21 protein-coding genes are annotated in these 25652 nt (G+C 62.5%); 11 read left to right on the top strand and 10 right to left on the bottom strand.

The window, feature by feature from the left end:
* From trbJ to cofC, 10 genes are all read left to right on the top strand, one after another.
* Positions 1 to 717 carry a P-type conjugative transfer protein TrbJ gene (trbJ, locus tag C3E99_RS13200; protein WP_104960375.1) on the top strand — a complete coding sequence of 239 codons (717 nt, stop codon included), beginning with the start codon at positions 1 to 3 and terminating at the stop codon, positions 715 to 717.
* Between the two features lies 1 nt (position 718).
* Complete coding sequence (trbK-alt, locus tag C3E99_RS13195) at positions 719 to 961, top strand: putative entry exclusion protein TrbK-alt (RefSeq protein ID WP_104959903.1); 243 nt, start codon at positions 719 to 721, stop codon at positions 959 to 961.
* 4 nt (positions 962 to 965) lie between these two features.
* Positions 966 to 2246 carry a P-type conjugative transfer protein TrbL gene (trbL, locus tag C3E99_RS13190; protein ID WP_104959902.1) on the top strand — a complete coding sequence of 427 codons (1281 nt, stop codon included), beginning with the start codon at positions 966 to 968 and terminating at the stop codon, positions 2244 to 2246.
* A 3-nt stretch (positions 2247 to 2249) separates the two neighbouring features.
* Entirely contained in the window at positions 2250 to 2933 is a 684-nt protein-coding gene (trbF, locus tag C3E99_RS13185) for a conjugal transfer protein TrbF (protein ID WP_104959901.1), read from the top strand.
* The gene (trbG, locus tag C3E99_RS13180) at positions 2930 to 3784 is read left to right on the top strand and encodes a P-type conjugative transfer protein TrbG (protein WP_104959900.1); all 855 of its coding nucleotides are present in this window, start codon (positions 2930 to 2932) and stop codon (positions 3782 to 3784) included. Before trbF ends, trbG begins: the two co-directional genes overlap by 4 nt.
* Entirely contained in the window at positions 3781 to 5013 is a 1233-nt protein-coding gene (locus C3E99_RS13175; protein ID WP_104959899.1) for a TrbI/VirB10 family protein, read from the top strand. The genes trbG and C3E99_RS13175 overlap by 4 nt, the downstream gene beginning before the upstream one ends.
* Entirely contained in the window at positions 5010 to 5234 is a 225-nt protein-coding gene (locus tag C3E99_RS13170) for a DUF2274 domain-containing protein (protein WP_104959898.1), read from the top strand. Before C3E99_RS13175 ends, C3E99_RS13170 begins: the two co-directional genes overlap by 4 nt.
* Positions 5235 to 5711: 477 nt before the next feature.
* Positions 5712 to 6470: a coenzyme F420-0:L-glutamate ligase gene (gene cofE, locus C3E99_RS13165; protein WP_104959897.1), complete on the top strand. Its 759-nt coding sequence runs from the start codon at positions 5712 to 5714 to the stop codon at positions 6468 to 6470.
* Positions 6467 to 7402 carry a 2-phospho-L-lactate transferase gene (cofD, locus tag C3E99_RS13160; RefSeq protein WP_104959896.1) on the top strand — a complete coding sequence of 312 codons (936 nt, stop codon included), beginning with the start codon at positions 6467 to 6469 and terminating at the stop codon, positions 7400 to 7402. Before cofE ends, cofD begins: the two co-directional genes overlap by 4 nt.
* Positions 7399 to 7992, top strand: a complete 594-nt coding sequence (gene cofC, locus C3E99_RS13155; protein WP_104959895.1) for a 2-phospho-L-lactate guanylyltransferase — start codon at positions 7399 to 7401, stop codon at positions 7990 to 7992. The genes cofD and cofC overlap by 4 nt, the downstream gene beginning before the upstream one ends.
* A 313-nt stretch (positions 7993 to 8305) precedes the next feature.
* On the opposite strand, the gene C3E99_RS13150 is transcribed toward cofC, so the two are convergent.
* From C3E99_RS13150 to C3E99_RS13120, 7 genes are all read right to left on the bottom strand, one after another.
* Positions 8306 to 9697, bottom strand: coding sequence for a spinster family MFS transporter (locus C3E99_RS13150; RefSeq protein ID WP_104959894.1), 1392 nt, complete (start codon positions 9695 to 9697; stop codon positions 8306 to 8308).
* Between the two features lie 58 nt (positions 9698 to 9755).
* A complete protein-coding gene (locus C3E99_RS13145) occupies positions 9756 to 10757 on the bottom strand; it encodes a phosphotransferase family protein (RefSeq protein ID WP_104959893.1) in 1002 nt (333 codons plus the stop codon).
* Positions 10754 to 11839: a hypothetical protein gene (locus C3E99_RS13140; RefSeq protein WP_104959892.1), complete on the bottom strand. Its 1086-nt coding sequence runs from the start codon at positions 11837 to 11839 to the stop codon at positions 10754 to 10756. Before C3E99_RS13140 ends, C3E99_RS13145 begins: the two co-directional genes overlap by 4 nt.
* A gap of 349 nt (positions 11840 to 12188) precedes the next feature.
* Positions 12189 to 14546 carry a TonB-dependent receptor gene (locus C3E99_RS13135; RefSeq protein WP_104959891.1) on the bottom strand — a complete coding sequence of 786 codons (2358 nt, stop codon included), beginning with the start codon at positions 14544 to 14546 and terminating at the stop codon, positions 12189 to 12191.
* A gap of 230 nt (positions 14547 to 14776) precedes the next feature.
* On the bottom strand, positions 14777 to 15871 hold the full coding sequence (locus C3E99_RS13130; protein WP_104959890.1) for an LLM class flavin-dependent oxidoreductase: 1095 nt from the start codon (positions 15869 to 15871) through the stop codon (positions 14777 to 14779).
* A gap of 55 nt (positions 15872 to 15926) precedes the next feature.
* Entirely contained in the window at positions 15927 to 17657 is a 1731-nt protein-coding gene (locus tag C3E99_RS13125; protein ID WP_104959889.1) for an acyl-CoA dehydrogenase, read from the bottom strand.
* Between the two features lie 22 nt (positions 17658 to 17679).
* Complete coding sequence (locus C3E99_RS13120; RefSeq protein WP_104959888.1) at positions 17680 to 18846, bottom strand: acyl-CoA dehydrogenase family protein; 1167 nt, start codon at positions 18844 to 18846, stop codon at positions 17680 to 17682.
* 223 nt (positions 18847 to 19069) lie between these two features.
* Between C3E99_RS13120 and C3E99_RS13115 the strand changes: the two genes are divergently transcribed.
* On the top strand, positions 19070 to 20311 hold the full coding sequence (locus tag C3E99_RS13115) for an acetyl-CoA C-acetyltransferase (RefSeq protein WP_104959887.1): 1242 nt from the start codon (positions 19070 to 19072) through the stop codon (positions 20309 to 20311).
* A gap of 18 nt (positions 20312 to 20329) precedes the next feature.
* On the opposite strand, the gene C3E99_RS13110 is transcribed toward C3E99_RS13115, so the two are convergent.
* The 3 genes from C3E99_RS13110 to C3E99_RS19805 form a co-directional block, all read right to left on the bottom strand.
* Positions 20330 to 21607, bottom strand: a complete 1278-nt coding sequence (locus C3E99_RS13110) for an MFS transporter (protein ID WP_158682299.1) — start codon at positions 21605 to 21607, stop codon at positions 20330 to 20332.
* 68 nt (positions 21608 to 21675) lie between these two features.
* Positions 21676 to 24096 (bottom strand): CaiB/BaiF CoA-transferase family protein, encoded by a 2421-nt coding sequence (locus tag C3E99_RS13105; protein WP_199775011.1) that lies wholly within the window; start codon positions 24094 to 24096, stop codon positions 21676 to 21678.
* Positions 24093 to 25640, bottom strand: a complete 1548-nt coding sequence (locus C3E99_RS19805) for an acetyl-CoA acetyltransferase (protein WP_158682297.1) — start codon at positions 25638 to 25640, stop codon at positions 24093 to 24095. Before C3E99_RS19805 ends, C3E99_RS13105 begins: the two co-directional genes overlap by 4 nt.
* Between the last annotated feature and the right edge of the window lie 12 nt (positions 25641 to 25652).

The raw sequence follows: 25652 nt of genomic DNA, 5'->3' as shown, positions 1-25652 counted from the left end.
ATGAAGATTATGATGAGCCGTGCGCTGCTGGCGACCCTGCTTGCCGGATCGGCGCTGACAATGAGCGCAGTCTCTGCTCCTGCCGCGGCGCAGGTCGGCGGCATCGTTCACGACCCGCGCAACTATGCACAGAACATCCTCACCGCCGCGCGCACCCTTGAGCAGATCAACAACCAGATCAAACAGCTTCAGAACCAGGCGACCTCGCTGGCGAACGAGGCGCGCAACCTCACCAGTCTGCCGGTGTCGACCTTGCAGGAGATGCAGGGCCAGGTCGATCGCACGCGCCAGCTTCTCGGCGAGGCGCAACGCGTCGCCTTCGATGTCGGCGATATCCAGACGGCGTTCGACGCGCGTTACAAGGGCGCCGGCCTGACGGGGTCGCAGGCCGCGATGGTCGCCAATGCCGAGGCACGCTGGAAGGATAGCGTCGGCGCCTTCCAGGACGCCATGAAAGTGCAGGCCGGCGTCGTCGCCAACCTCGCCGGAACGGGCCAGTCGATCGGAACGCTCGTCTCGGCGAGCCAGTCGGCGGCGGGCGCCCTGCAAGCGGCGCAGGCGGGCAACCAGATCCTTGCCGTCCAGTCGCAGCAACTGACCGACATCGCCGCCGCGCTCGCCGCGCAGGGCCGCGCCCAGATGCTCGACGCGGCACGCAGCGCCGCCGCCGAAGCCGAAGGCCGGGAACGCTTCCGCCGCTTCCGCAAGGGCAATTGACTTGGGCCGGGCGGCGAAGATCGCGGCGGTCGCGGTGCTGGGCGGTCTGATCATGGCATTGGCAATTCTTCATGCCTCCTTGCCGCCCGCGCCCGGTGGGTTCGCCGCGACCATGACCCAGGCGGACGCACCCGTCAGCGACACCGCGGTCGCGGAGCGCTGCCGCACCATCACCGTCGCCGATCCCGAATGCGAAGCCGCTTGGGACGCGAAGCGGCGCCATTTCTTTGGCCAGAAGGATTAGCCTCATGGAAGATACCGGCGTGATCGACCAGTTCCTGGCGGTCTTCTCGACCTATATCGACAGCGGCTTCGGGCTGCTCGGAGGCGAGGTTGGCTTTCTCTCCTCGACCCTCATCGTCATCGACGTGACGATCGCGGCGCTGTTCTGGGCGTGGGGCACCGACGAGGACATCATCCAGCGTCTCGTCAAGAAGACGCTCTACATCGGCGTCTTCGCCTTCATCATCGGCAATTTCCAGACGCTTGCCGTCATCATGCTCGAAAGTTTCGCCGGTCTCGGGCTGAAGGCCAGCGGCGGAGCGATGGCGATCGGCGATTTCATGCGCCCCGGCGTCGTCGCCGCGACCGGCCTCGACGCGGCCCAGCCTCTGCTCGATGCGTCGGCCGACCTTGTCGGCCCCGTCGGCCTCTTCACCAATTTCGTCCAAATCATGATCCTGCTGATCGCCTGGGTCATCGTTGTGCTCGCCTTCTTCATCCTCGCGGTTCAGGTCTTCGTGACCGTAATCGAGTTCAAACTCGTGACCCTTGCCGGGTTCGTGCTGATCCCGTTCGCTTTCTTCGGGCGCACGGCCTTCATGGCCGAGCGCGTGCTTGGCCACATCATATCTTCGGGCATCAAGGTGCTCGTTCTCGCGGTTATCACCGGCATCGGCGTGACGCTGTTCGATCGCTTCATGCAGGCGGGTCTCGGCCCCGAACCTGACATCGAACAGGTCATGGCGATCGCGCTCGGCGCGCTCACCTTGCTCGGTCTTGGCATCTTCGGACCTTCGATTGCCAACGGCATCGTGGCGGGCGGTCCCCAGCTCGGCGCCGGCGCCGCAGCCGGAACCACCGTCGCGGCAGGCGCGACGCTCGCTGCCGGGGCTGCCGGCGCAACTCTTGCGGTGGGCGGCGTGGCGACCGCTGTACGCGGCGCCGCCGCCGCGGGCGCGCGCGGCGCCGGCAGTGCGTCGGCGGCCTATGCCGCGGGTGCTGCCGGAAAGAACGGCGCGAAGGCTGTCGGTGCAGGGCTTGCCAATGTCGCGCGCAGTGCCGTCAGCGGTGCCGGCGCGCCGGTGCGGAGCATGGCGGAGCGGGTCCGCGCGAACTTCGCGGCCGGACGCGATGGTCCCACCGACAGCCCGGCGTCCTCGTCCGGCGCGGACGGCCCGCCCGCCTGGGCCGCCGCAATGCGGCGGCGCCAGACATTGACTCAGGGCGCCTCGATCGGCGCGCACACCTTGAAAGGCGGCGACAGCCATGGCGGCGGCTCCGCTCCCGACATCAGCGAAAAGGACTGATCGATGTTCAAACGACCTGCAAATCATTACGGTGCCTCGCCCGAGCCCGTCACTCCCTATCAGCGCGCCGCGCAGGTCTGGGACGATCGCATCGGCTCCGCGCGCGTCCAGGCGAAGAGCTGGCGGCTCGCTTTCTTCGGCGCGCTGATCATCAGCGGCGGACTTGCGGGCGGCCTGGTGTGGCAATCGGCGCGCGGCACGATCACCCCTTGGGTCGTCGAAGTCGACAAGCTCGGCGAAGCACGCGCGGTCGCTCCCGCCGATGCCGATTATCAGCCGAGCGATCCGCAGATCGCGTTCCATCTCGCGCGCTTCATCGAGCATATCCGCTCGATCCCCGCCGATCCCGTGGTGCTGCGCAAGGATTGGCTCAGCGCTTATGACTTTGTGACCGCTTCGGGCGCGCAGGCGCTGAACGATCACGCCCGTAATAATGACCCCTTTGCCGAAGTCGGCAAGGTCCAGGTCGCGATCGATGTCTCGAGCGTGATCCGGGCGTCGCAGAACAGCTTCCGCATAGCGTGGACCGAGCGCCGCTATCACGACGGCAGCCTCATCGAAACGTCGCGCTGGTCTGCGATCGCAACCATCACGCGGATGCCTCCACGCACCGCCGACGCTCTTCGGCGGAATCCGCTCGGCGTATTTATTTCCGCCATTTCATGGTCGAAGGAGCTCAGCCAATGAAGAAAATTTCTCGTGTCGCCCGGCTTGCCGGAGCGGCAGCACTCTGCCTGTCGATCCCGGCAACCGCCGCCGAAAATCGCGATCCACGGCACAGCATCGGACGTGCCAACGACGCCGCGCGGGTCCAGCCCGAACGCGCGACCTTCCTCAACGCCATCCAGAAATATGCCTGGGCCGAAGGCGCCCTGTTTCAGGTTTATACGGCGCCCGGGCAGGTAACGGACATCGTGCTGGAGGAAGGCGAGGAGCTTGTCGGACCTGGCCCCGTTGCGGCCGGCGATACGGTTCGCTGGATCATCGGCGACACGGTGAGCGGCAGCGGCGCGTCGCGACGCGTGCATATCTTGGTGAAACCAACGCGGTCCGACATCATGACGAATATCGTCATCAACACGACGCGTCGGACCTATCACCTCGAATTGCGCGCGACGGCCGCGACCTATATGGCCTCGGTCTCGTGGTCCTATCCCGCACAAGAACTGATCGCGCTTCGCGCCGCCGAGGCCGAACGCGAGCGCGTGGCTCCGGTTGCCGTAGGGCTCGACCTCGCGGCGCTCAACTTTCGCTATCGGATCGCGGGCGACAAGGCCACCTGGCGGCCAGTGCGCGCCTTCGACGACACGCGCCAGCTCTTCATCGAGTTTGGCGAAGATATCGCCACGGGCGACATGCCGCCGCTCTTTGTCATCGGCAGCACCGGCGAGGCCGAGCTCGTAAATTACCGGGTCCAGGGGCGGTATATGATCGTCGATCGCCTCTTCGAGCGCGGTGAGCTGCGGCTCGGCGCCGGAAAGCAGGCGCGCGTCGTTCGCATAGAGCGCGAGATGCCACGCCGCCGGGGGCGGTCATGAGCGCGCCGGAGAGCGATGCGGTGGGGACTGGCGAAGCGCCGGACGGGGACGTGCGCACGGCGGCGCTTCCGGAAGCCGATCCCTTTCGGCTGCGCGGCGAGCCGCCGCGCGTCATGCGCATCTCGCGCAAGACCTTGGCGATCATCGGCGCAGCGGGCGGCACCGCGATAAGCGGCGCCTTGCTATGGGCCCTGCAGCCGTCGGCGCCCAGGACGGCCGAGAATCTCTACTCGGCCGATGGCGCCAGCCGGGCGAACGTTGTGACCGACGCGCCTGCCGACTACGGCAAGGTGCCCAAACTCGGCCCGCCGCTGCCCGGCGATCTTGGTCGGCCAATCGTCTCGGCGCAGCAGGCTGGCGAAACTGTCCCGGTGCCGCCGATCGGCAATTCGGCAGGCGCCGCCCGCTCTTCCGCCGAGGAGGCGCGCGATCGAGCGCGGCAGGAACGCGAGGCTGCAGAGGCCAGCCGGCTGTTTCTTGGCGCCAACGCCTCGAGCGTCCCGACCGCCGACGCCCTGCGCGGATCGTTCGGTCTGCCGGCGGCGGCAGTCCCAGCTTCCCTGGCCGGCGAGCAGACCCGGGAAAGCGCGCGCCGCGCATTCCTCGCAGGCGAAACAGGAAAACCGGCCGAAAGCGCCGAGCGTATCAGAGCGCCGGCCTCGGCCTATATTCTCCAAGCTGGCAGCGTCATTCCCGCAGCATTGATAACCGGTCTCCGATCCGACCTTCCCGGGCAGGTCACCGCGCAGGTTACGCAGAATGTCTATGACAGCCCGACCGGTCGGATCCTGCTCATCCCGCAAGGTGCCCGCTTGATCGGCGACTATGACAGCGAGGTCGCTGCCGGGCAGGAACGGGTGCTGCTCGCTTGGGACCGGCTGATATTTCCCGGTGGCCGGTCTATCCGCCTTGAACGCCAGCCCGGCGCGGATGCGGCCGGCATGGCCGGCCTCACCGATCGAACTGACCATCATTGGGGGTCGATGCTGCGTGCTGCCCTTTTCTCGACCTTGCTCGGCGTGGGCGCCGAGCTTGGTTCGAATGGCGATGGCGCGATCGTTCGGGCGCTCCGTGACGGGGCGCAGGAGTCGATCAACCAGTCGGGGCAGCGGCTCGTCGAGCGGCAGATGAACATCCCTCCGACGCTGACGATCCGTCCCGGCTTCTTGCTGCGAGTCCTGGTGACACGCGATCTAATACTCGAGCCGCTCGACGGAGCCCCGCTTTGAGCAAGCTCAGGCTCGGTCCGATCGCCGACGACAAGCCGGTGAAGCTGCAACTGGAGCTGCCCGGTGCCCTGCATCGCGATCTCGTCGCCTACGCGCAGGTCCATGCGAAAGCCGTCGGTCTCCCCGAACCCTTGCCGCCCGAAAAGATCGCTGTGCCGATGATCGAGCGCTTCATCGCGACCGATCGGGGCTTCGCGACTGAGCGACGGCGATCGTCCTGAGTGCGCCCTTCCAAAGGGCGACAACATGTGCCCTTCCATCCGCTCCCAATGAGGAATCGCGTGTGACTTGATTGTCGCCAGACATTTCTTTCTTTGACACGGCCATCAAAATTCCGCACCTCTCCTGCGGCGCCGCGCTGTCACGCGATTACGACGAGCGCAGCCGGGTGGCGGGTCTCTCGAAGTCTTTGCCATCATCGGATGCCTTCTCGTTGTGGCGGCGCCCATACTCCTTTTCCTGCGCCTGTCCGGCGCGACGATGGCGACATCAATTGCTTTTTCTCGATGTTCGCACTGCAGAATCAGGAGAAATGGATCGCCAAGGACCTGACAAATTGAGCGGCAGCCGAGCGGCTGAAACCGCGCTTCGAACGCATCAACAAAATATATGATGTGGGCGCCGGGGCTATTCGGATAATCCGACAACTGTGATAGCGGCCGCCTTTTCCACTTGGCCATATCGAGTTCACGGCGCCCATGATCCAGATTATTCCCTTGACCGGCATTGGCGAAATCGAGCCCGGCGTGGCACTCGATGCCCTTCTCGCTGACCGGCTTGCCGCCCTTGCCCTCACGCCGTTCGAGCAGGGCGACATTCTGGTCGTGACCCAAAAGATCGTCTCCAAAGCCGAGGATCGCTTCGTGGATCTCGGCTCGGTCCGCCCCGGTACCGAAGCATTGCGGCTTGCCGACATCACGCGCAAGGATCCTCGCTTGGTTGAGCTGGTGCTCGCCGAATCCAGTGACATTCTGCGTGCGGTGCCCCATGTGCTGATCACGCGGCACCATAGCGGCCATATCATGGCCAATGCTGGAATCGATCGCTCCAATCTGGGTGGTCGCGGCGATGATCTCGCATTGCTGCTCCCTATCGACGCCGACGCTTCGGCGGAAAAACTGCGGTTCGGCTTTGTCAGACGTTTTGGGCAGGCCCCCGCCGTGGTCCTTGCCGACAGCTTCGGCCGCCCTTGGCGGATGGGCGTCGTCGGCGTCGCCCTGGGCGCCGCTGGTCTGCCGGCACTCATCGACAAACGCGGGGAACATGATCGAGATGGTCGCATGCTCGAGGTAACCCAGATTGCGCTGGCTGACATGGCTGCGACGGCCGCCGGCCTTGCAATGGGTGAGGGGGCGGAAGGTGTCCCCGCGGCGCTCGTCCGGGGCGCAAGCTGGCCCGACGGTGCGCGTCCCGCCGCCGACCTTGTCCGCCCTCTCGAAGAGGATCTGTTCCGTTGAGCGGCAAGTTTATCGTTCTCACCGGCGGTGTGGGAGGCGCGAAGCTCGTGCTTGGCCTGTCGCAGCTGGTTCCCCCCAAGCAGCTCACCGCGATTGTAAATACGGGAGATGATTTCGAACATCTCGGGCTTGCCATCTCGCCCGATATCGACACCTTGCTCTACACATTGTCGGGCAAGGCCAACGCCGAGCAGGGATGGGGGCGCGCGGCGGAAAGCTGGGCGTTCATGACCGCGTTGCGCGAACTCGGCGGCGAGGACTGGTTCCAGCTTGGGGATGGGGATCTTGCATTGCACGTCTTGCGCACCATGCGCCTTCGTGCGGGCGACAGCCTTTCGAAGATCTGTGCAGACTTCGCTCGCGCATGGGAAATTGGCGCCGCGATATTGCCGATGAGCGATGAGCGCGTCGCGACCATCGTGACCACCGACGAAGGCGACCTGCCCTTCCAGCATTATTTTGTCGCACGGCGATGCGAGCCGAAGGTCCGCGCTGTCCGGTTCGAAGGCGCCGCGACAGCAAAGGCAGCGCTCGGCGCCGTCGATGCGATATTGCATCCGGAGGTCGAGGCAATCCTCATTGCCCCATCGAACCCCTATCTCAGCGTCGATCCGATCCTGGCTGTCCCCGAGATTCGTTCGGCCTTGGAACGCGCGACCGCTCCGGTTGTAGCCGTGTCTCCGATCGTGGGTGGAAAGGCCGTGAAGGGACCGACGGCGAAGCTAATGGCCGAGCTTGGCATTGAAATTTCGCCTGCCTCGGTCGCGGCTCATTATGAAGGGCTGATCGACGCTATGCTCGTCGATATCCGCGACGGCCAGGTTGCGCTCGGCATCAAGACCCGCTCCGCCGACACGCTGATGGTAACGCTGGAGGACAGGGTTCGCGTAGCGGCCGAGGCGTTGGCGCTGGCTCGCGATCTGCGCGGATGAAATGGACCGCCATAATTCCTTATCGGGAAGGTGGCGGCAAAAGCCGGCTCTCCAAACTCCTCTCGCCCGACGAGCGGTTGCGGCTGAGCCGCAATATGTTCAGCCATGTGAGCAGTACATTGGCCGCGTGCAGCGACGTCGATGACATACTGCTACTAGGTGACGATGTCCCGGAGATCTGGACCGGGCGCTTGGCGGAGGATGGCGGACGCGGGCTGAATGCCGAGCTGGCGGCGCTGGTCAATCGGCGATCCGGTGGTCCGACCTTGATCATTCATGCGGACCTTCCCCTGCTCGATTCCCCCGATGTCGCATATCTCCTCGCTTTGGCCGCCTCGACCGGATCGGCCTTGGCGCCCGACCGAGCGGGGACAGGAACCAACGCCTTAGCCTTGGCCGACCCGGTTGGCTTCCCGTACCACTTCGGACCGGGAAGTTTCGCCCTTCACTTGGAGATGGCTGGCACCGGTGCCGGCATCGCCAAGAGGCAGGGTCTAGCGGTCGATATTGACACGCCCGAAGATTATATCGAGGCCTTCCGCATTGCGCCCGAGATCATGCAACAAATGCATGGGCCGGGGTTGGACTAGCCGCCTTGGCTCGATGATCGCTGACCAGGTTTTCGGGGTTCGCAGCATAAGGTAGCGATCATGGCGGGCGTCTTGGCAATCGCCCGCGCGACAGGCGTCTGGTTCGATTCCCATTCGCCGTGTCCAGCGTCAGCTCCAACGGCAGGGATTTCCCCGTCATTCTACGCCGGAAAAGTATCTCTAAGCTTAGTCTCCCGCCTGAGATTATGCGGTGACGGCACGGGAGCAGGTCGATTGCGTCCGCCCGGTTGGGCTGCACCCGTTGACCTGTCTCAACTCCGCGAGACAGGCTTCGCGATCGGCGAACCAGGGTTCAAGCTGCCGCTGGCTCGGCCGGCGTTTGGCCCGAAGCCGGAACTTCGCGACGCATCAATATCCCCGCGTAAATATAGTGACCCGCCGCCCACAGCATGATCAGCGACGTGGCAACAAGCGCTTGCTGGGTGCCGGACGACAAGGCTTCCCAGCATGCGGCCCGGACTTGCTCGGCGGCTCCGGCAATGGCGCGACCGCCCGGGCAGAGTTGCGCATAATCGCCATCGACCAAGCTCGCGAAACGCGTGCCTGCCCGATAGTCGATGATAAAGCCGGTAATCATCGGACCCATGCCGCCGACGAGCCCGGTCGTCATGAAGAGCAACGCGGTCGCGGTCGCGCGCATTCGCGCCGTGACAAGTTCCTGCACCATTCCGAACGTCGGCCCCATATAGAGCATCTTCAGCAAAGCGGCCGGGGCTATTACGGCGGCTGCCATCCAGGGATCGGGTTGAGAAAAGCCGATGATGAACAGAGGCGCGCTGACGATCAGTCCCGCAGCCGGCACCCAGCCGTAGCGCGCCATTCCCCACTGCGGGATCTTGTCGCAGATGATGCCGCCGATGACCCCCCCAATGGCGCCGGTCACCCCCATGACGAGGCCGTACATCAAGCCGGCATCGCCAAAACCGAGCGAATAGCGCCGTACGAAGAAAGGTGCGGAAAATTGGGCGAATGAATAGCTGCCGACCATGACGAGCGCGGCGGCGATGAACATGTGCCGCCAATAGCGGTGACGAAAGAGGATGATCAGAACCTCTTTCAGCGTCGGGACATATCGATCGACTTTCGAGTCCGGGGAACTCGCGTCTCGGAAGGGATCGCGAAAGACCAGCAGGCAGATTATCGCCAAGACGATCCCGGGCGCCCCCATCACCAAGAAGGAAGAGCGCCAGCCATGATGCTCGACGATCTGTCCGCCAATGACCGCGCCAACGAGCCCGCCGATGCTGATCGAACCCATCAGGACGGCTATTGCTGTCGTGCGGCTGCCAGCGGAAAAATAATCGCCGATGAGTGAATGGGTGTTGGGTGAACATCCTGCCTCGCCGATGCCGACGCCGGCGCGGGCAAGGAAGAGATGCGTAAAATTCTTTGCGGCACCGCAGGCGACAGTCATCGCCGACCAGAACAACACGCACACAGAAAGAAGTTTCCACCGGTCGACGCGATCGGCCAATCGCGCAATCGGAAGTGCCATCGTGCTGTACAGCACCGTGAAAGCCAGTCCACCCAGCAGGCCCAACTGGCCGTCGGTGAGCTTGAGATCGATCTTTACGGCTTCGCCGGCCACCGACATGATGACACGGTCGGCCTGGTTGAGGACGGTGATCAAGCTGAGCACGACCAGCACGCCATATTGTCGGAGCCGGTCTGATTCAGTGGACATTTCTGCTAATTTCCTTCTCCCCGGCGCGCCTGAGCGACGAGGTGCGACCGTGAAATCTCTATCGCGTCAGATCTTCGAGACGTTGCCAGTAGATCGGCGTTCGGTTGTCGCCCATGGCAGCAAGCTGGCTTCCCGAGGCGGCGCGGAGCAAAAACAGAACCTCCCAAAATGGCAGGTCGTCGATCCGTCTGCCGGTTTCAGAGCTGTAGCTGTCGAGAAATCGCTCCCGTTCGCCCTGCTGAACCGCCACCGACTGGTCGGCATAGAATTTCGGGATGGCGCCGCAATAGAATGCGACGTCCCAGGCCGGATCGCTGAGCATCGCCATTTCCCAGTCGAGCACACCAACGACTTCGCCCTTTTCGAAGCGGTAGTTGGAAAGATTGGAATCGCCGTGAACCAGCGCGACCTCGGAGCGCGGTGGGAGGCGCTCGGAAAGCCACGCCGTGGCGCGGCGCGCCAGCGGATGCTGGTCGAGACCGCGGCTGCTCACGCACCGCATCACCCGGTATAGAGCGGCCTGCGCGCAGTGCTCGGGTTTCGGAGCGGTCAAAATCCGTTCGAGTTCGCCGGCTTGCCAATCGACGGCGTGGATATCGCGTAGCGTCCGAACGAAGGAGGAAATCCGCTCGTTCCTGTCAGGAAGGTCGAGGGGAAAATAGCGCGGGCCCGTTTCCCCCCCCAGCGGCTGCATCGTCAGGAATTGCGCACCGAGAATGTCGCTGTCGCTCTCGAACCACAGCGGTACCGGCGCCTTCACAGCAGTGGGTTCAAGTGCCTTGAGGAGGTCGAACTGGGCTAGGAGCGGCAGATCGTCCGGCGTCGAAACGCCGCCTTCGGTAGCCATCCGCAGGATGAACTGGAGATCGTCGCCGAAGGTCCGGCCCGAGACCCTTGCGGACACGCGCCAGGTGAGATTGGTATATCCGCCGTTCAGCGGTTCTGCCGAGAGGATTTCCGCTGCAGGGGCGTCGCATTTCGAGCGCAGCCATTCGCCAAGCCTGTGCTGCAGACGGGCTTCGGCCTCGCCAGGACCGGCTTGCTCTCTTGCTAGGCTCATAGGTTACGGGCCAGCAATGCGGTGATCAGGACGCCATAACCAATCTCGCCATCGAGGCGAAACTCTGTGAGCATCGGCCCATTCATATAGCCCTTCTCGGCACGAAACCCCGGATCGCTCATGTCGAGCTCTTCGCCTTCTACGTGGAGCGCGCTCCGCTGCCGGCCATAGAAACCCTTGAAATATCCATTCCCTTCCGGGGACCGGCACAGCAACGGGCGAGCCTCAAGGACGACCTGCTCTCCGCTTTCGTCGATCAGCGTCATCACCATCGACTGCGGATAGCCTTCACTGGCCATGTGGACGTCGGGATTTTTCCAGGCGCAGAAGCGCGGGCCATCCGCGCTCGTTGCAACGTCGATGATGCAGCCATCGGCAATCAGTGCCCGCCCATGCGTGTCGGTCCAGAACCAGCCATGCAATGTGCGGTCCTTGAATTCTGCCGCAATCCAGGCCCGACGGGTTTGGTCGGGCGCGCTGGCCTTGGGTGCGTCATCGCCCGATGTCATGCCGTGAGAGCGAATGTCCATTTTCTGGTTGGCATGCGGCCCCCGAACGCCCCACGACCGGTCTCTCGAACCAATCAGGCCCGAATCGAACCGTTGATCGCCGATCTGCACCCAGCCGGTATAGGTTCCGCTTTGCATGACGTGCATCTGATGATGCTCGATCATGTTGTTTCGCCGCACATAGGATGGCTTGAATTCATAGGCCGGTGAGCGCGCTTCGAATACGATATCGCACTGCACGCCGTAGGAATTCTCTTCGGTCTGGATACGCCACTTCTGCATCGGCTCGATGATCTCGATCTTCAGCGGGCCAATGTTCAGGTCCGAGCGATCATGTTTGAGCGGACGCGCGGCGCGCATATTAAACTGCCGGTCGCCAACGACACCGCAGACCCAGCCATCGATCATGTTCTGGTTGGGATAAACGCCAAATCCGATTTGAAAGAGAAAGTCCGAATTCGCCGCATGAACATTGAACAGACCGCGATCCTGAAAACGGGGATCGCCCGTCGCGACATGATCGAGCGTGTCGATCGTCTGATGGATCAGATAGTCGTCAAAGCGAGTAAGCATGGTTTAAATCCAAAATGCGCTGCAAGCTCGGCTTGGCGTCTGGGGTCTCCCAATAGGATCGCTACCTCGAGGCGCCAAGCCTTGCTCCGTTCTAAGCCAGAATCGGCGTGTCATACGGGAAACGACTTCTCGCTCTCGGCCGGCATAGCCTTGAGTGTCGGCGAGTGTGCCGCCAAGAGTGCTCCTCAAGCCCGCCACAACAGCGGTACAAGTCAGATGGTCGTGATTGGGCGGGTTCCTTACGATTAGGGCGAAATCCCGTCGACTCATGCTGCTCGCAATCTGCCCGGTAGCATCGAGACGTACATAGTCCTTCTCCAATCCATCACGATTGTCCGATGCCATGGCACTAAAACCGCCGCGTCACGCGGAACTTTACTTCCCGCCCACGACTTACACCGGCCTGCGTGTCGGCACGTGTTCCAGTCAATCCGCCAGCACTTGTGCCGGTGCCAACAACGGCAGTACTGCGTGCGATGTAGTAGCGGTTGGAAAGGTTTTGCCCGATGACAGCGAATTCCCAGAGCTTGGACCTGTCGACGAACAGCGCAGTAGCGTCAAGCAAGGCATAGCCCTTCTGAATGCCACCTGGACTGCCCGCCGAGTCGGTATCAAATTCGGACACATAGGATAGGTTTGGCGACAAGGTGAGCGTTTCCCCGCCATTAAACGTCGCTTTATAAGTCAGCCCGACATTGAACGTCCATTTCGGCGAACGAACCAATCGCTTGCCCGACCGATCCTGCTGACTAAATCGGCCCGCTGCATTTTGTGGGCCAAAATTGCAGCCTTCTGCTTGGGTTTGGCCGCCATAGCAGGAAAACGTGAAACGATCGGTGACGCCGCGGGAGTAGGCAGCCGCTCCATTGAACGTAAGACCCGGAATAGGCGTGCCATATGTCATCGCCAATTCTACGCCGCTGAGTGAGACTTTACCGGCGTTCGTAGTTTCGAGGACCGGACCCGTGGGGGTAATTACAACGCTCGAAACCTGTAGGCCTTTAATATTATAGTCGTACGCAGTGAGGTCGGCGCGAAGGTTGCCATTGAGCGCGATCATCTTCAAGCCGCCTTCGAAGCCAGCGATGTTTTGTTGATCAAAGAGAGCGTCAGAATTCGGAAGCCGGATGCTTGGGGCATTGAAGCCGCCAGAAAGATAACCCTGTTTGTACGAGCCGAAGATGGTGATTCGATTATTCGGGCGAAAGGCCACAGTGACCTCTGGCGAAAAATCATTCCAAGTCTCTGAGCTTTGAATTGGCGGCTGATCGACGAAAAGAGGACCTCCCTTTGCACGGCTCAGACGCTTTTTCTCGTAGGAATATCGACCGCCCGCGCTAATCTCCAGAGTGTCGATGGGCGTAAGTATGATCTGCCCGAGCGCCGACCACGCTGTGCCCTTCTGCACAACATCCCAGGTGCTGCCGGTTACCGGCGTGACCGCTCCGGCGAAGGTTTGAGTAAAGCTGTAAGCCTCGCTGTCGGAGAGGTGAATGCCCATAACGAAGTTCAAAAAACCAGGGTAACTGCTGTGCAGCCTCAATTCCTGCGAGAGCTCCTTAAAGTCGAGATCTATGGCCGCTGGACGGATAAACGAGGGGTTCCCGGTAACTGCGGTGCTATCCACCATCCGGGTTTTTAGATCGTACAACCCCGTGATCGAAGCGATGTGCAGGTCGTCGCTAATTTCATAACCCATATTTAGGCTATATAGACGCTGGCTTTGCTTGAGATATGGGTCGCCATCGCCAATCCGAGGCTGAATAGTCCCAGCAACCGGCCCGCTGCTTCCCAAGTAGTTCTCATCATCGGCTATGCATGCAATTGGATCGCCAAGCTGGGTAACGCCAAGCGGGCAGTCGATCACTTGGGTGGTGTCGAACGGTCCGTTAGTCCGTAGCTTGGAGTAACTAGCACGAAGTGTGGCAGTGAACCGATCGGATGGATCGAACTTTAGGGTTCCACGGATCGCGCCTTCTTTTGAAGCGCCCATGTTGCGGTTAGACGGAGCATAGCCGTTGCCAGGATCTATGAGATTATGCCCCCAACCATGAAGATCCGAAGCATAAAATGCCACGCGAGCGCCTAATGTCGGCGTCAGCGGGCCGGATACAAAACCCTCTGTCGCCACCTCCTCACCGATCACTTCGTAACTGGCACTAATTTTCGCAGCAAAATCACGGGTGGGCTCCGCACTCTTAATTGAAATGACGCCTGCGGGACTGTTCTTGCCAAAAAACAACGCCTGCGGTCCCTTAAGGACTTCAATCTGGGCGAGATCCATCGTCGCCATTCGGCGGACGCTCGCGCGCGCAACCTGCACACCGTCAATGTTAAACGACACAGCTTGATCGGCGATGGGGTTGCTTTCGGAACCCGAGAAGCCGCGAATCGCTACAATACCCTGCTGCGCGCCGCCACCCTCGCCAGCGATGAGTGTGGGGACCAACTTCGTCAAGCCATCAATCGAGTTGATACCGCGCTTGTTGAGTTGGTCCGCGCTGACCGCGGTCAGGATAACCGGGACCGCGAGCGACGTTTCGTCGCGCTTGCGAGCGGTCACGATGATGTCGACAGAATCGTCTGAGTTAGCTTGCTCGTCGACCGCACTCTGCTGTTCGCTGGTCTGTGCGACCGCAGAAGCGCTGGTCGAGGCCAGCAAAATTCCAATTAGACACAAGCCCGTGCTTGAAGCGCCGCTCCGCATATCCCGTCTCCCAATACTTCATCTTTTTCGCGATGATTCGAATGGGAGGATAGATTTAACTTGAAAGTTGTCAAGGAACAAGTTTGACGAACTGCAAGTAGATTTATGAAGCCGAGAACGAAAATTAACGGAATTCAGTGCATTCCCAAAAATGTCTCGCGCTCGCGCTCGCGCATTGCGGAGGAGCGGCGCCGATTCGTTGGGCGGCGGCTCTATGAGCACGATGCAGGTCACGTCATTGGCATCACTTTCGGCAAAACTTCCTCGACGGCACAGGCATAGCTCTCGCCCGGAACGCCTTCGGTGTCCGCGGTCCACAGCATGAACTTGTCGATACCAAGGTCGCGGAGTTCGAGAATCCGCTCGACGCAAACCGCGGGGTCGCCCACCAACCCGAACTTGTCGATGAATTCGGGGTCAAGAACCTCCGACTGCTTGCTGCTGTTAGCCCCATGATTCTTCATATCGTACGTTGACGCGACGCGTTCGAGATTGGCGCGCTCCTGATCCGTCACCGGACCGACGACATGCTTGTTCATCACCGAGAAACGGCTCATCGAAGCCACCATGCCTTGCGACAGATCGCGCGCGAGCTGGTGGTTCGCGTGAGGGTAGCATGGGATGTAGGCGCCAAATTTGAGTTGCGCAGGATCCCGGCCGGTCCGTTCGAGTTCTTCGCGGGCGGTCGCAATCGCCCATTTCAGGCGTTCGACGCTCGCGCCGAGCGCCAGACCGATGCGGTCCGCGTGACGCGCGGCGATGGCGATCACCTTCGGGCCTGTGGCTGCAACCTCCAGCTCGGGGGGCGTATAGTCCTCGGGCAGCCACTTGAGCGGACTCGACTCCGGTGACTCGCCGATCGCGAGGTTGCTGAAGTCGCGCTTCTCGAGAAGAAACTGGACGGCATTTTCAGCCGAGACGTCCTCCCCCGCCAAATAGGTCCGGATCGTCGCAAGCGCCTTTTCAAATATTCCGAGAGAGGCGGGCGGCGCGCCGATATAGGCGAGCGATGAATCGCCGCGACCGATGCTCAGCGTCATGCGTCCCTCGGATATGGCCTGGATGGTGGCGGCAGCGCCGGCGAGTACGGACGGATGGCGAGTGGAGGGATTGCTGGTGCCGGTGCCGAGCTTCAGCGTGCTGGTCCTCGCCGCGCACCATGCCAAGGTCGCGAACGCCTCTCCGGCGATAAGTTGCGAATCCGGGAATGCTCCGCCGCTCCAGCCATCCTTCTCAAGGCGCTGCGCTCGCTTCGCCACCATGCGAGGATCCTGACTGCTGCCAGGAGCAGTCAGGCTGCTCCAGATCTCGACTGTCTTGCTCATCGATTCATCTCCTCAAAATTGCGAATGGCGCAGTGCCAGGTCAGGGGGCTAGCGATCACGCTACAAGCGCTTCGTTCGACGGATCGTAAAGCAGCTCTGCGCCGGCGAGCGCGGCGGCGCGGAGCCCAAGTGCTTCGGGTATGATGCAGCGGAGATAGAAGCGGGCCGCAGCCCGCTTACCTTCCGCAAAATCCTGTCCATCCGTGATATCATCGACCAGCCGGGCCTGTCGGCTCATCAGCCAGCCGGCGGTCAGTACCGACGCCATCGTCATGAACGCATAGCTTCCGGCAAGCCGATCATTGACCGAAGCGGCAAGCATCCAGTGAGAGATGGACTTCACGGCAACGGCCAGAGGCTCGAGTTCCGGGGAGCCGAGTTCGTCGGCCATGATCTCGTCGATGAGGCTCGTTATGCCCGCTCCCCCGTCGCCGACAAGCTTCCGTCCCACGAAATCCGCGGCCTGAATGCCGTTCGTGCCCTCGTAAATCGGCATGATCGGGGCATCGCGATAATGTTGTGCGGCGCCGGTTTCCTCGATGAAACCCATGCCCCCGTGAATCTTAACCCCGAGCAACGCAACTTCGCAGCCGACGTCCGAGCCATAGGATTTGACGAGCGGAACGAGCAGGTCAGCACGGACCGCCGCGCCGCGGTCGCCGGACCGTGCCCGGTCGGTCAGCCCCGAAGCATAGTATAGCAACGCACGCGCTGCCTGGGTCAGGGCGTTCATCCGCAGTGCCATCCGGCGAACGTCGGGGTGTCCGATGATCGCGACAGGCGCGGTGCCGGAGCTGCGGTCGGCCCGCGGTGACTGGATGCGGTCGCAGGCATAGGCCAGCGCCCGCTGCCGCGCCCGTTCCGCCACCTGGACACCCTGATTGCCGACATTGATCCGTGCATTGTTCATCATCGTGAACATCGCACGCAGGCCGCCATTTGGTTCGCCAAGCAGTTCCCCAAGACAGTCGCCCTCATCGCCATAGGCCATGATACAGGTAGGCGAGGCATGGAGGCCCAGCTTGTGCTCGATCGAGGCACAGCGCACATCGTTCGGGACGCCCAAGGCGCCGTCGTCCTCGACACGCTGCCGCGGGACGATGAACAGGGAGATGCCCTTCGATCCGGCAGGCGCATCCGGAAGACGCGCAAGCACAAGATGCACAATATTCTCGGTGAGATCATGTTCGCCAAAAGAGATGAAGATTTTCTGGCCCGTAATGCGATAGCGGCCGTCGCTGGCTGGCACCGCCATAGTTCGAAGGGCGCCGACGTCCGAGCCAGCCTGCGGCTCGGTGAGGTTCATCGTGCCCGACCAGGCGCCGCTGATAAGCTTGGGCAGCCAGCGCGCTTTCTGCTCTTCCGAGCCATGGGCTTCGATGGCCTCGATTGCTCCGGCGGTCAGCGTCGGACAGGCTGCAAAGCCGAGGTTTGCCGCGCTCAGATTCTCCAGCACCAGCGTCGCGAGACTGAAGGGAAGGCCTTGACCGCCATAGTCCGCCGGCGCCGCGATCGTCCCCCATCCGCTCTCGATGAAGTCGGCATAAGCTTCGCGGAAACCTGCGGGCATGATCACCTTGCCCGCCGCCCAGCGCGGGCCCGGGTCGTCCCCGATCCGCTGCAGAGGTGCGAAGGCGCTTTCTGCAAATTCGGCGCTGCCCTGGACAATCGCGCCGATCAGTTCCTCGTCGAGACCGGCAAAGCGATCCAGGCCGATGAGATCGTGTATCCCCGCGACATGCCGCAGGAGAAATCGTTGCTCTGCGACTCGTGCCGTAAACGTCATGATCGGCGCTCCCGCCCCGTCGCTACTTGCGCGTGCCGAGCAGGTTGCGTGCGATGACCCACTTGTGGATCTCGGTCGGACCGTCATAGACCCGCATCGTACGCAGCTTGGCCTGCATCAGCTGAAGCGGGACCTCCTTGGTCATGCCCATCCCGCCAAACGCCTGCATCGCTCGATCGACAACAGTGAAGGCCATTTCGGTGGCATACCATTTGATCATGCTGATCTCGGAACGAACATCCTGTCCATTGTCGAGTTTCCAAGCGCAATCATAGGCCATCAGCCGGGCGGCGTGGATATTGGTCGCAGCCTCCGCAACCCAGAACTGGATGGCTTGACGCTCAGAAAGCGGCGCGCCGAATGTCTGGCGCTGCGGCGCGTAGTCGACAAGCATGTCTAGCGCGCGTTGCGCCATACCGATCGACCAGGCGGCCATCTGGATGCGCCGCGTGCTAAGCCGGGTCTGCATCGGCGCGAACCCCTGGCCTTCAACGCCGAGCAGCTTCCAGCCTTCGACCCGGCAGTCCTCCAGGGCGATTTCATAGGTCGACTGACCGCCGAGCATCGGGATCCGCCGCAGCACATTGAAGCCGGGCGTGTTGCGATCGACCAGGAACGCGCTCATGCCTCCACGCGCGCCCTTTTCCACGTCGGTCACTGCCATGACGATCGTGAAGTCGGCCTCGTCGGCGTAGGTGATCCAGATCTTCCGCCCGTTGATGATCCAATCATCGCCGTCTCGGACAGCCCGCGTCTTCATCATTGCCGGGTCGGAACCCGCGCCAGGCTCCGAGATGCCGATCGCGGACTTGGTCTTGCCCGCGACGAGCGGCTCCAAATAGGCTTCGCGCTGCCGATCGTCGACGGTGGCAATTAGCATGCGCAGATTGGGAGAGTCGGGCGGCAGGACATATGGGGTTACCGTGTAGCCAAGCGCTTCTTCGACGCCGACCATCGCGACCACCGGCAGGTCGGTCCCGCCGACGTCCGCCGGCGCGTCGAGGCCGAACAGACCGAGTTCGCCAGCTTTGGCGTCGAGCGAGGCTTGCTCCTCCTTGGTGAGGTACATTTCCTTGCCGGCCGCCTCGCGCTCCATCACGGCTGTTTCGAGCGGCATCATGAAGTCGCGAACGAACTTCGTGACGAGCTCTTTCACCATCTGATGTTCTTCGGCCAGTTCGAAATGCATGGCCCATCCTTTCCCATTTTCGGCGTCTCGCTGAAAAGCCGCGCGCGCCATGATTCGTCCCCATCGGGCTCAGATGCACAAAGCAATTTATTTGATAATCGTCAAGTTAGTGATTATCAGACGTTACGCGTTCAGGGCGGACTCGGCCGGATCGCATGGAAAAAAGTGACCGAAAGCGTGACAGGAATCGCGCCAAACGGCCTCTTGGCAAGGGAGCAGGACAATGCAGGAAGCGTGGATCATAGATGCCTGCCGGACCCCGAGGGGCATCGGCAAAATCGGAAAAGGGGCACTCGCCGATATCCATCCGCAACAAGTTGGCGCCGCAGTCCTGCGCGCGCTTGCCGACCGCACCGGTATCAATACCGCGGACGTGGACGACATTATCTGGGGCAACGGCCAGCAGTCAGGCAAGCAAGGCAATGATCTGGGCAGGATGTCCGCGCTGGACGCCGGCTACGATCCCCGCGCGAGCGGAATAACTATCCACCGCTTTTGCGGATCGAGCCTGACCGCGGTGGGCCTTTGCGCCGCCAAGATCATGGCCGGGATGGAGGATCTCAACATCGCTGGCGGCGCCGAACTCATGTCCTATCGCAAATTGTTGCCCCGCGATCCTGCCGTTCCATCGCTGCCCGACGCCGGGAATCGGCGCCTGCGTGCGCGCCACCCGCAGACGAACCAAGGACTTTGCGCCGATGCCGTCGCGACACTGGAGGGGATCGACCGCGAAGCGCTCGATGAACTCGCTTATCAGAGCCAGCAGCGGGCCGCGCGGGCGATTGCCGAAGGGCGTTTCGATCGCTCGCTGATTGCCGTCCACCACGAAGACGGAAGTCTGGCGCTGGACCATGATGAATATCCGCGGCCGCAAACCACGCGAGAGGGCTTGGCGGCGCTCGCCCCCTCGTTCGCCGATGCGGCGAACACGGCTTTCGATGACGATGGCACCACGTTCGGCGATCTGATCCTGCAGGTCTATCCCGACCTCGACATCAAGCATGTTCACCACGCGGGCAATTCTTCGGGCGTTGTGGACGGCGCTGGCGGTCTATTATTGGCGTCGCCCGACTATGCCCGCGCGCATGGCCTTGTGCCCCGCGCACGCGTTGTTGCGATGGCGGAAATGGGTGACAGCCCAACTCTCATGCTCAATGCTCCGGTCCCGGCTACCAGGAAAGTCCTCAAAAAAGCCGGGCTGACCCCGGCGGACATCGACCTGTGGGAAGTCAACGAAGCCTTCGCCGTCGTGCCGGAAAAATTCATCCGCGACCTCTCGCTCGATCGCGAGAAGGTGAACGTCAACGGCGGGGGTATCTCGCTGGGTCACCCGATCGGCGCGACCGGCGTCATGCTGGTTGGCACCTTGCTCGACGAGCTCGAGCGACAGGATCTCAAGCGTGGCGTGGTGACGATGTGCGCTGCCGGTGGCATGGCACCCGCCCTGGTGATCGAACGCTTCTGATTTGGCGCTCCCCGCCGATCACTCAGCCGGGGCGGGAGCCGCCTCTGGGTGCTTTGGCTGCGCGTGCTCGGGATATTTGCCGAGCAATAACAGACACGGCCCGCCAATCAGAAACATGATGCAGGCGGTGACAAAGCTGCTGTCATAGCTGCCGGTTCGATCGTAAATGGCTGCAAACGCCATCGGGGCCGTTCCCCCGGCAATGGCAACGGCTGCGTACAGGTAGGAATAGGTGCGCGCAAAGTAATGCGGTTTGAAATATCGGGAGGTCAGGAGCGCCATCAGGTCGACCTCGGCTCCCGTCGCAGCGCCGATCAGGATAGCCGCCATGATCGCAATCGGGAAGGTCGGCTCTGCCATCAGGAGGTAGCAGCCCAGGGCCGCCGGCGTAAGGAATAGCGCTCCCACCGCAGGAGCCCAGAAGCGATCGGAAAGATGACCTACGAGCAACCGCCCGACGATCATAGCGAGGGCCAGCGCGACCTGCGCCATTGCTGCGCGCTCGGCCGCGATGCCAGCATCGGTCAGTGCCGGGATCAGATTGGGCAGGATCCCTACGACGGAAAAATAAACGCAGAACACTGAAACCAGGATCACCCAGTAGCGGTAATTGGAGAATATATCGATCGTCCGCACCGGCTGCGGCAGCGTTTTTGCTAAGTCCTTGCCAGCCACCTTCATGTCGTCGTCGTTCGGGCGGAACAGCAAGAAAATGACCGGCAGCGCAATGAGCAACGGAAAAGCCGCAAGCGCGATATAGCCCATCCGCCAGCCATAAGTCGCGATGGTCCAAACCAGCACTGGCGGAAGAACTGCTCCCGATATGCCGGTGCCGGAAAGGGCGATCGCGAGTGCGAGCCCCCGCCTTTTATGAAAGCGTGCGGCGATCGCGCGCGACCAGATGATGAATCCAGCGCCCGACCCGATCAATGCTGCCAATCCATAACCGGCGTAGAACAACATCAGGTTGTCCGAGAACGACGCAATGATGAAGCCCATACCGGTGCCGGCCATGCCGATCAGAGCCAGCGATCGGCTCGACATGCGATCGAGCAAAATCCCGGTGAAGATGACGCCGATCGCGCTGAGCGCCTGGCCGAAGAAGAGCGAAGCTTGGATGGCCGTGCGGCTCCAGCCCATCTCCGCCTCGATCGGCTTTATGAACGGGCCGATCGAATGGGTCGCGATCGCGGCCATGCCCAGAGCGCAACCGAAAACCGACGCGATCATCAGGGCCCAATTCTGTCGGAATTCGCCTGAAGGTTCAGAGGCGGCTTCGCTTGCGGCGTAGGTCAATGTCTCTCTCCGGATATTATCATATTGTCTGATTGATGTGGCCCGTACACCTGCGAGGGATTCATTGCTTACGGACTCGCCCCGACCACCCCTTGTCCGGCGACTTCAAGCGCCCCGGCGTCAATCAGCCTTTCGATGGTTCGCTCGTCAAGCCCGAGCAACTCCCTGACCAACGCGATACTGTGCTCGCCCTGCAATGGCGCGGGGCATTGCGGCGGCCTCGGCAACCGCTGCGCGTGAGACACGAAATTCTCCGCGTAAAAGGGTTCGTCGATCTGAGGATGCGAGACGAGGCGAAGAAATTCGCGCTCGCGGAAATAGGGGTGCGAGGGCAAGTCTGCCACGCGCAACATGGGCGCCGCCGGAATGCCTTCGGCCTGCAGCGCGCGCGCAGCCACGTCGGGCGTGCGGTCGGAAAGCCAGTCCTGTAGCGCGGCTTCGATGACCCCCCGGGCTTCGAGCCGTCCGCGACGATCGGTGAGGGCCGCGTTTGCGGCCAGATCGGCGCGCCCAAGTACGCGGCAGAGCGCTTGCCAGTCCACATCGTCGCGAACGGTAATGACGCACCACTCGTCTTCGCCAGCGCAAGCGAAGACCCCCCAAGGCACATCGGGTAGCTCGTGCGCGCCGACATCATGCCCCTGGGACTGCGCCGAGACTCGCAGGATCTCGGGTGCCATATGTCCCAGCATGACTTCGGCCTGGGCGATGCTCAATGTGCCGCCTTCACCCGTTCGCAGCCGGCGCAGTAGCAGCGCGATGACGCCGGCGGCGCCAATTCGCCCACAGACATGATCCGGATAGACCGTCAGAGCATCGCTGAAGCTCGCAGGGTCGTCCGGATAACGCCATTGCATACTCAATCCCGCAGCCGCCCGAACCAGCGGACCATAGCCCATTCGACGGCTTTCGGGACCGGTGGGGCCAAAGGCCGAGCTATCGACGATGACCAGCCGCGGGTTGATGGCGAGCAGCGTTTCGGGCGCCAGGCCCAGCGATTCCAATGTCCCCGGCTTGAAGTTTGAAAGGATTACATCCGCTTTTGCCGCCAGGTCGCGAAACAGATTTTTCCCTTCTTCGGACCGCAAATTGAGGCCGAGACTGCGCTGATTTCGATGACCGACGGCGAAGCTAACGCTGATCGGCTCGCCGCGGGTTTGACGGCTTCCGTCAGGAAAGCTCGCATTTTCGATCTTGATGACGTCCGCACCGAGATCGGCGAGCAACCGCCCTGTCTCGGCACCGACGACGATCACTCCCAAGTCGAGGACTCGCAGTCCCGCAAGGGGGAGTCCTGCGCTGCGGGTGGTATCGATTGGCGGGCGGGCAGGGCGCGTCGGCCAGCCTTGAATGATGGCGTCCTGCCCACTTCCGATCGCCGGTGGGCCACCGGCCAGCCCAGCGCGAATTCCGTCGAACTCGACCACGCCATTGGGCACGGTGGCGACGACACCGCTCGCGATTTCGACATCGACCAAGGCGCTTCGACTGGCAAACTGCGGCGCTGACAAAGCCTGATCCAGCGCAACGACCGGCGAAAGCGGAATGCCGCGCTTCTGCGCTTCAACCTGTAATTCAGCGCTGGTCTTGCCGGCGAAGAGTGTCGCGATACGCGGGATCAGCGTCTTCGACTTATAACGCGCCCGCAGCGTGTTGAATATCGGATCGGCAAATTCTTCGGGGCGGCCCAGCCAGTCGAACATCGCCTGCCATTGACGCGGCGCCAGCATGCAGATGCGGACGTAGCCATCGGCACAGCCGATGATGGGATATTGGAACCGTGCCTCGGGCCTGCCGCGGGGCAACTTGCTTGCCGGCACGCCCTGCGCAGCGCTGCCGGAGCTGCCGTAACCCGGATCGAGCGCTGCGGCTGCACCATCCAGAAGTGACTGGTCGAGCCAGTCGCCTTCTCCTCCGAGCAGGCTGCCGAAATGGCTGGCTAGAACGGCGAGCAGTCCCTGGCTTGCGGCGCATTGAATCGCGAGGTCTCCGGGAGGAAGGAGAGGTTCGCGCTCGGGCAGACCCGACCGCGACAGTTCGCCGCTCATCGCATGGAGGACCGGGTCGGTCGCTTGCCACCCCGCGAAACTCGTTGTCCTCCCGAAACCGCTGAGCGACAGAACGACGAGGCCAGGATTGGAGCGACGCAGCTCTTCGATACCTAGCTCTGCACCGTGCCCTCGGCGGAGTCCGGCATCCTCAAGCAATATGTCCGCAGAGCGTGCGAGCTTCGAGAATTGTGCCAGGTCTTCGGGCCGATCGAGGTCGAGCGCGACCGAGGCCTTGCCGAAGTTTGCGACGGCGAAGGAAATCGAAAGCTCACCTATGCGCGGTTCGGCATATCGGTCCGCACCACCTGCGCGCGGCTCGACCCGGACGACCGTTGCGCCCCATTCGGCCAAGAGCCGCCCGATGGATCCCGGCGCGCCCTCGACGAGATCGAGAACGCGCAGCCCCGCCAAGGGCAGGCCGTTCGCCGCATCGGTCACGATGCCACCTCGCGGCGCTCGCGAGCCCCGCCCAGCAGGGGAGCCCAGCAAGCGCGGCCGTCGGGCTCGATCGTCACGGTCCCTGTCAGCCCGACCGCGCTGCGCTCGCATGACTGCAGGAGCGCCAAGGTTTCGCTATCATCGGCGGGCACGCTGGCCATCGTCCGATCGCCGGAGGGTGTTCGCAAAACCAGCGTTCCATCCATCGGCTTGCCGTCGCGAGCATATTTCACCGTATAGGCTTCGATCGTGGCGGGCCCTGTATAATCCGGGCAAAGCAGGGGCACCGGTCCGCGCAGAGCATCGGCTTCTCGCTGAACCGAAGGGTCGGACGGCAAGGCGGCTTTAGGCGCCCCAGTCCCAAGCAGGACGGCCCGATGCTTGGTAACATAACCACCTTGGCCATAAAGGAGTCCGGTTGCCGCGTCGCTCGATCGCAAGGCACGGACCATCGCACAGATCGCGTGGCTCATATAATTGTGCAGCGGCCCGCCGAAGAACGTTAGTCCTCCCGTCACGCTCGGTGCCGACGCCGCGGGGTCAATGCCCATGAAACGCAACGCCATTTTGGGCACGACCGGAAAGCAGCTGTAGAGTTCCATGAACGAGATCGACTCGACCCCGCCGGCGCGCTCGACGATATTGCCGAGCACGGCTTCCTGCGCTGCGCTGCGGTCATAACGGTCCCGATGCAGGAAATCGTCGGGTTCGTTTGCCGATGCGCCGTCCAGAATATAGACCAGCTTCGCCTCGTCGACCCCGGCGGCGCGGGCCTCGGCAAGTGATGTGACGATGAAGGCGGCCGCCTGATTTACCGAAGGGTTGGCCACCATCAGCTTGGGGTAAGGCCAGTTGAGCAGCCGGTTGTCAGGACCAATGGTCCCGATGGTCGCAGCGTCGGGCGCATTCCGAATCCAGGCGAAGGGATTGTCGCTCGCCACGCTCGCATAGCGTTCCCAGAGCCGGGCCGATTCGCGATGCGCGGCAGCGGGCGTTTGAAGCCATGCCGCTTGGCTTGCGGTCTCGTACAAGGGATAGATGCGCGAGGGCTCGAGCATATCGTAGCGTTCGGCAAGCGGGCTGCGGACCGTCGATAGCCCAGGAAAATCAGCGGTATCCGCAGGCGAAGGCATGGGCGTCCAGGGCAGTTCTGCGCGCCCCTTGCGCGCCCGCGCGCGGGCGTTGGCAGCCTCTCCGCCGACCACGGCGCAGGCGCGGCTCGCGCCGCTGATCACCTTGAGGGCAGCTTCGTAGAGCAGCCGAACCGGCGTTTCTCCTCCCCTCCGGCTATTCGTTGCAAATGCCGGCGAAATGGCGAGACGGGTGCATATGTCGCGAACCGGATCGAGGTAACGCCAGCTCGTCAGCGCGACGAGGTCGATCGAATCAAGACGGTCGAGCCATCCTTCGCCCGCGTCTTCACCGGCGGCGCGCAATGCTTGTGCGATGAGCTCGGTCGGCTCGGCCACTTCAGCTGGTTCGCGGTTGCGATCGGTTATCTCGCCGATGCCGACGATTACGGCGATTTGTTGCGGGGGCAGCATGTCCCAATCTTC

This window comes from Sphingopyxis sp. MG, from assembly GCF_002953155.1.
In the GTDB taxonomy this organism is placed as follows: Bacteria; Pseudomonadota; Alphaproteobacteria; order Sphingomonadales; family Sphingomonadaceae; genus Sphingopyxis; species Sphingopyxis granuli.
Note: the sequence above shows the minus strand (reverse complement) of the source record. Positions and strands in the feature narration are given on the sequence as shown.

Excerpts from the sequence above, each read along its gene's own strand:
- trbJ (WP_104960375.1), top strand. The coding sequence starts at position 1 with ATGAAGATTATGATGAGCCGTGCGCTGCTGGCGACCCTGCTTGCCGGA.
- trbL (WP_104959902.1), top strand. The coding sequence starts at position 966 with ATGGAAGATACCGGCGTGATCGACCAGTTCCTGGCGGTCTTCTCGACC.
- trbF (WP_104959901.1), top strand. The coding sequence starts at position 2,250 with ATGTTCAAACGACCTGCAAATCATTACGGTGCCTCGCCCGAGCCCGTC.
- trbG (WP_104959900.1), top strand. The coding sequence starts at position 2,930 with ATGAAGAAAATTTCTCGTGTCGCCCGGCTTGCCGGAGCGGCAGCACTC.
- C3E99_RS13175 (WP_104959899.1), top strand. The coding sequence starts at position 3,781 with ATGAGCGCGCCGGAGAGCGATGCGGTGGGGACTGGCGAAGCGCCGGAC.
- cofE (WP_104959897.1), top strand. The coding sequence starts at position 5,712 with ATGATCCAGATTATTCCCTTGACCGGCATTGGCGAAATCGAGCCCGGC.
- cofC (WP_104959895.1), top strand. The coding sequence starts at position 7,399 with ATGAAATGGACCGCCATAATTCCTTATCGGGAAGGTGGCGGCAAAAGC.
- C3E99_RS13150 (WP_104959894.1), bottom strand. The coding sequence starts at position 9,697 with ATGTCCACTGAATCAGACCGGCTCCGACAATATGGCGTGCTGGTCGTG.
- C3E99_RS13145 (WP_104959893.1), bottom strand. The coding sequence starts at position 10,757 with ATGAGCCTAGCAAGAGAGCAAGCCGGTCCTGGCGAGGCCGAAGCCCGT.
- C3E99_RS13140 (WP_104959892.1), bottom strand. The coding sequence starts at position 11,839 with ATGCTTACTCGCTTTGACGACTATCTGATCCATCAGACGATCGACACG.
- C3E99_RS13135 (WP_104959891.1), bottom strand. The coding sequence starts at position 14,546 with ATGCGGAGCGGCGCTTCAAGCACGGGCTTGTGTCTAATTGGAATTTTG.
- C3E99_RS13130 (WP_104959890.1), bottom strand. The coding sequence starts at position 15,871 with ATGAGCAAGACAGTCGAGATCTGGAGCAGCCTGACTGCTCCTGGCAGC.
- C3E99_RS13125 (WP_104959889.1), bottom strand. The coding sequence starts at position 17,657 with ATGACGTTTACGGCACGAGTCGCAGAGCAACGATTTCTCCTGCGGCAT.
- C3E99_RS13120 (WP_104959888.1), bottom strand. The coding sequence starts at position 18,846 with ATGCATTTCGAACTGGCCGAAGAACATCAGATGGTGAAAGAGCTCGTC.
- C3E99_RS13115 (WP_104959887.1), top strand. The coding sequence starts at position 19,070 with ATGCAGGAAGCGTGGATCATAGATGCCTGCCGGACCCCGAGGGGCATC.
- C3E99_RS19805 (WP_158682297.1), bottom strand. The coding sequence starts at position 25,640 with ATGCTGCCCCCGCAACAAATCGCCGTAATCGTCGGCATCGGCGAGATA.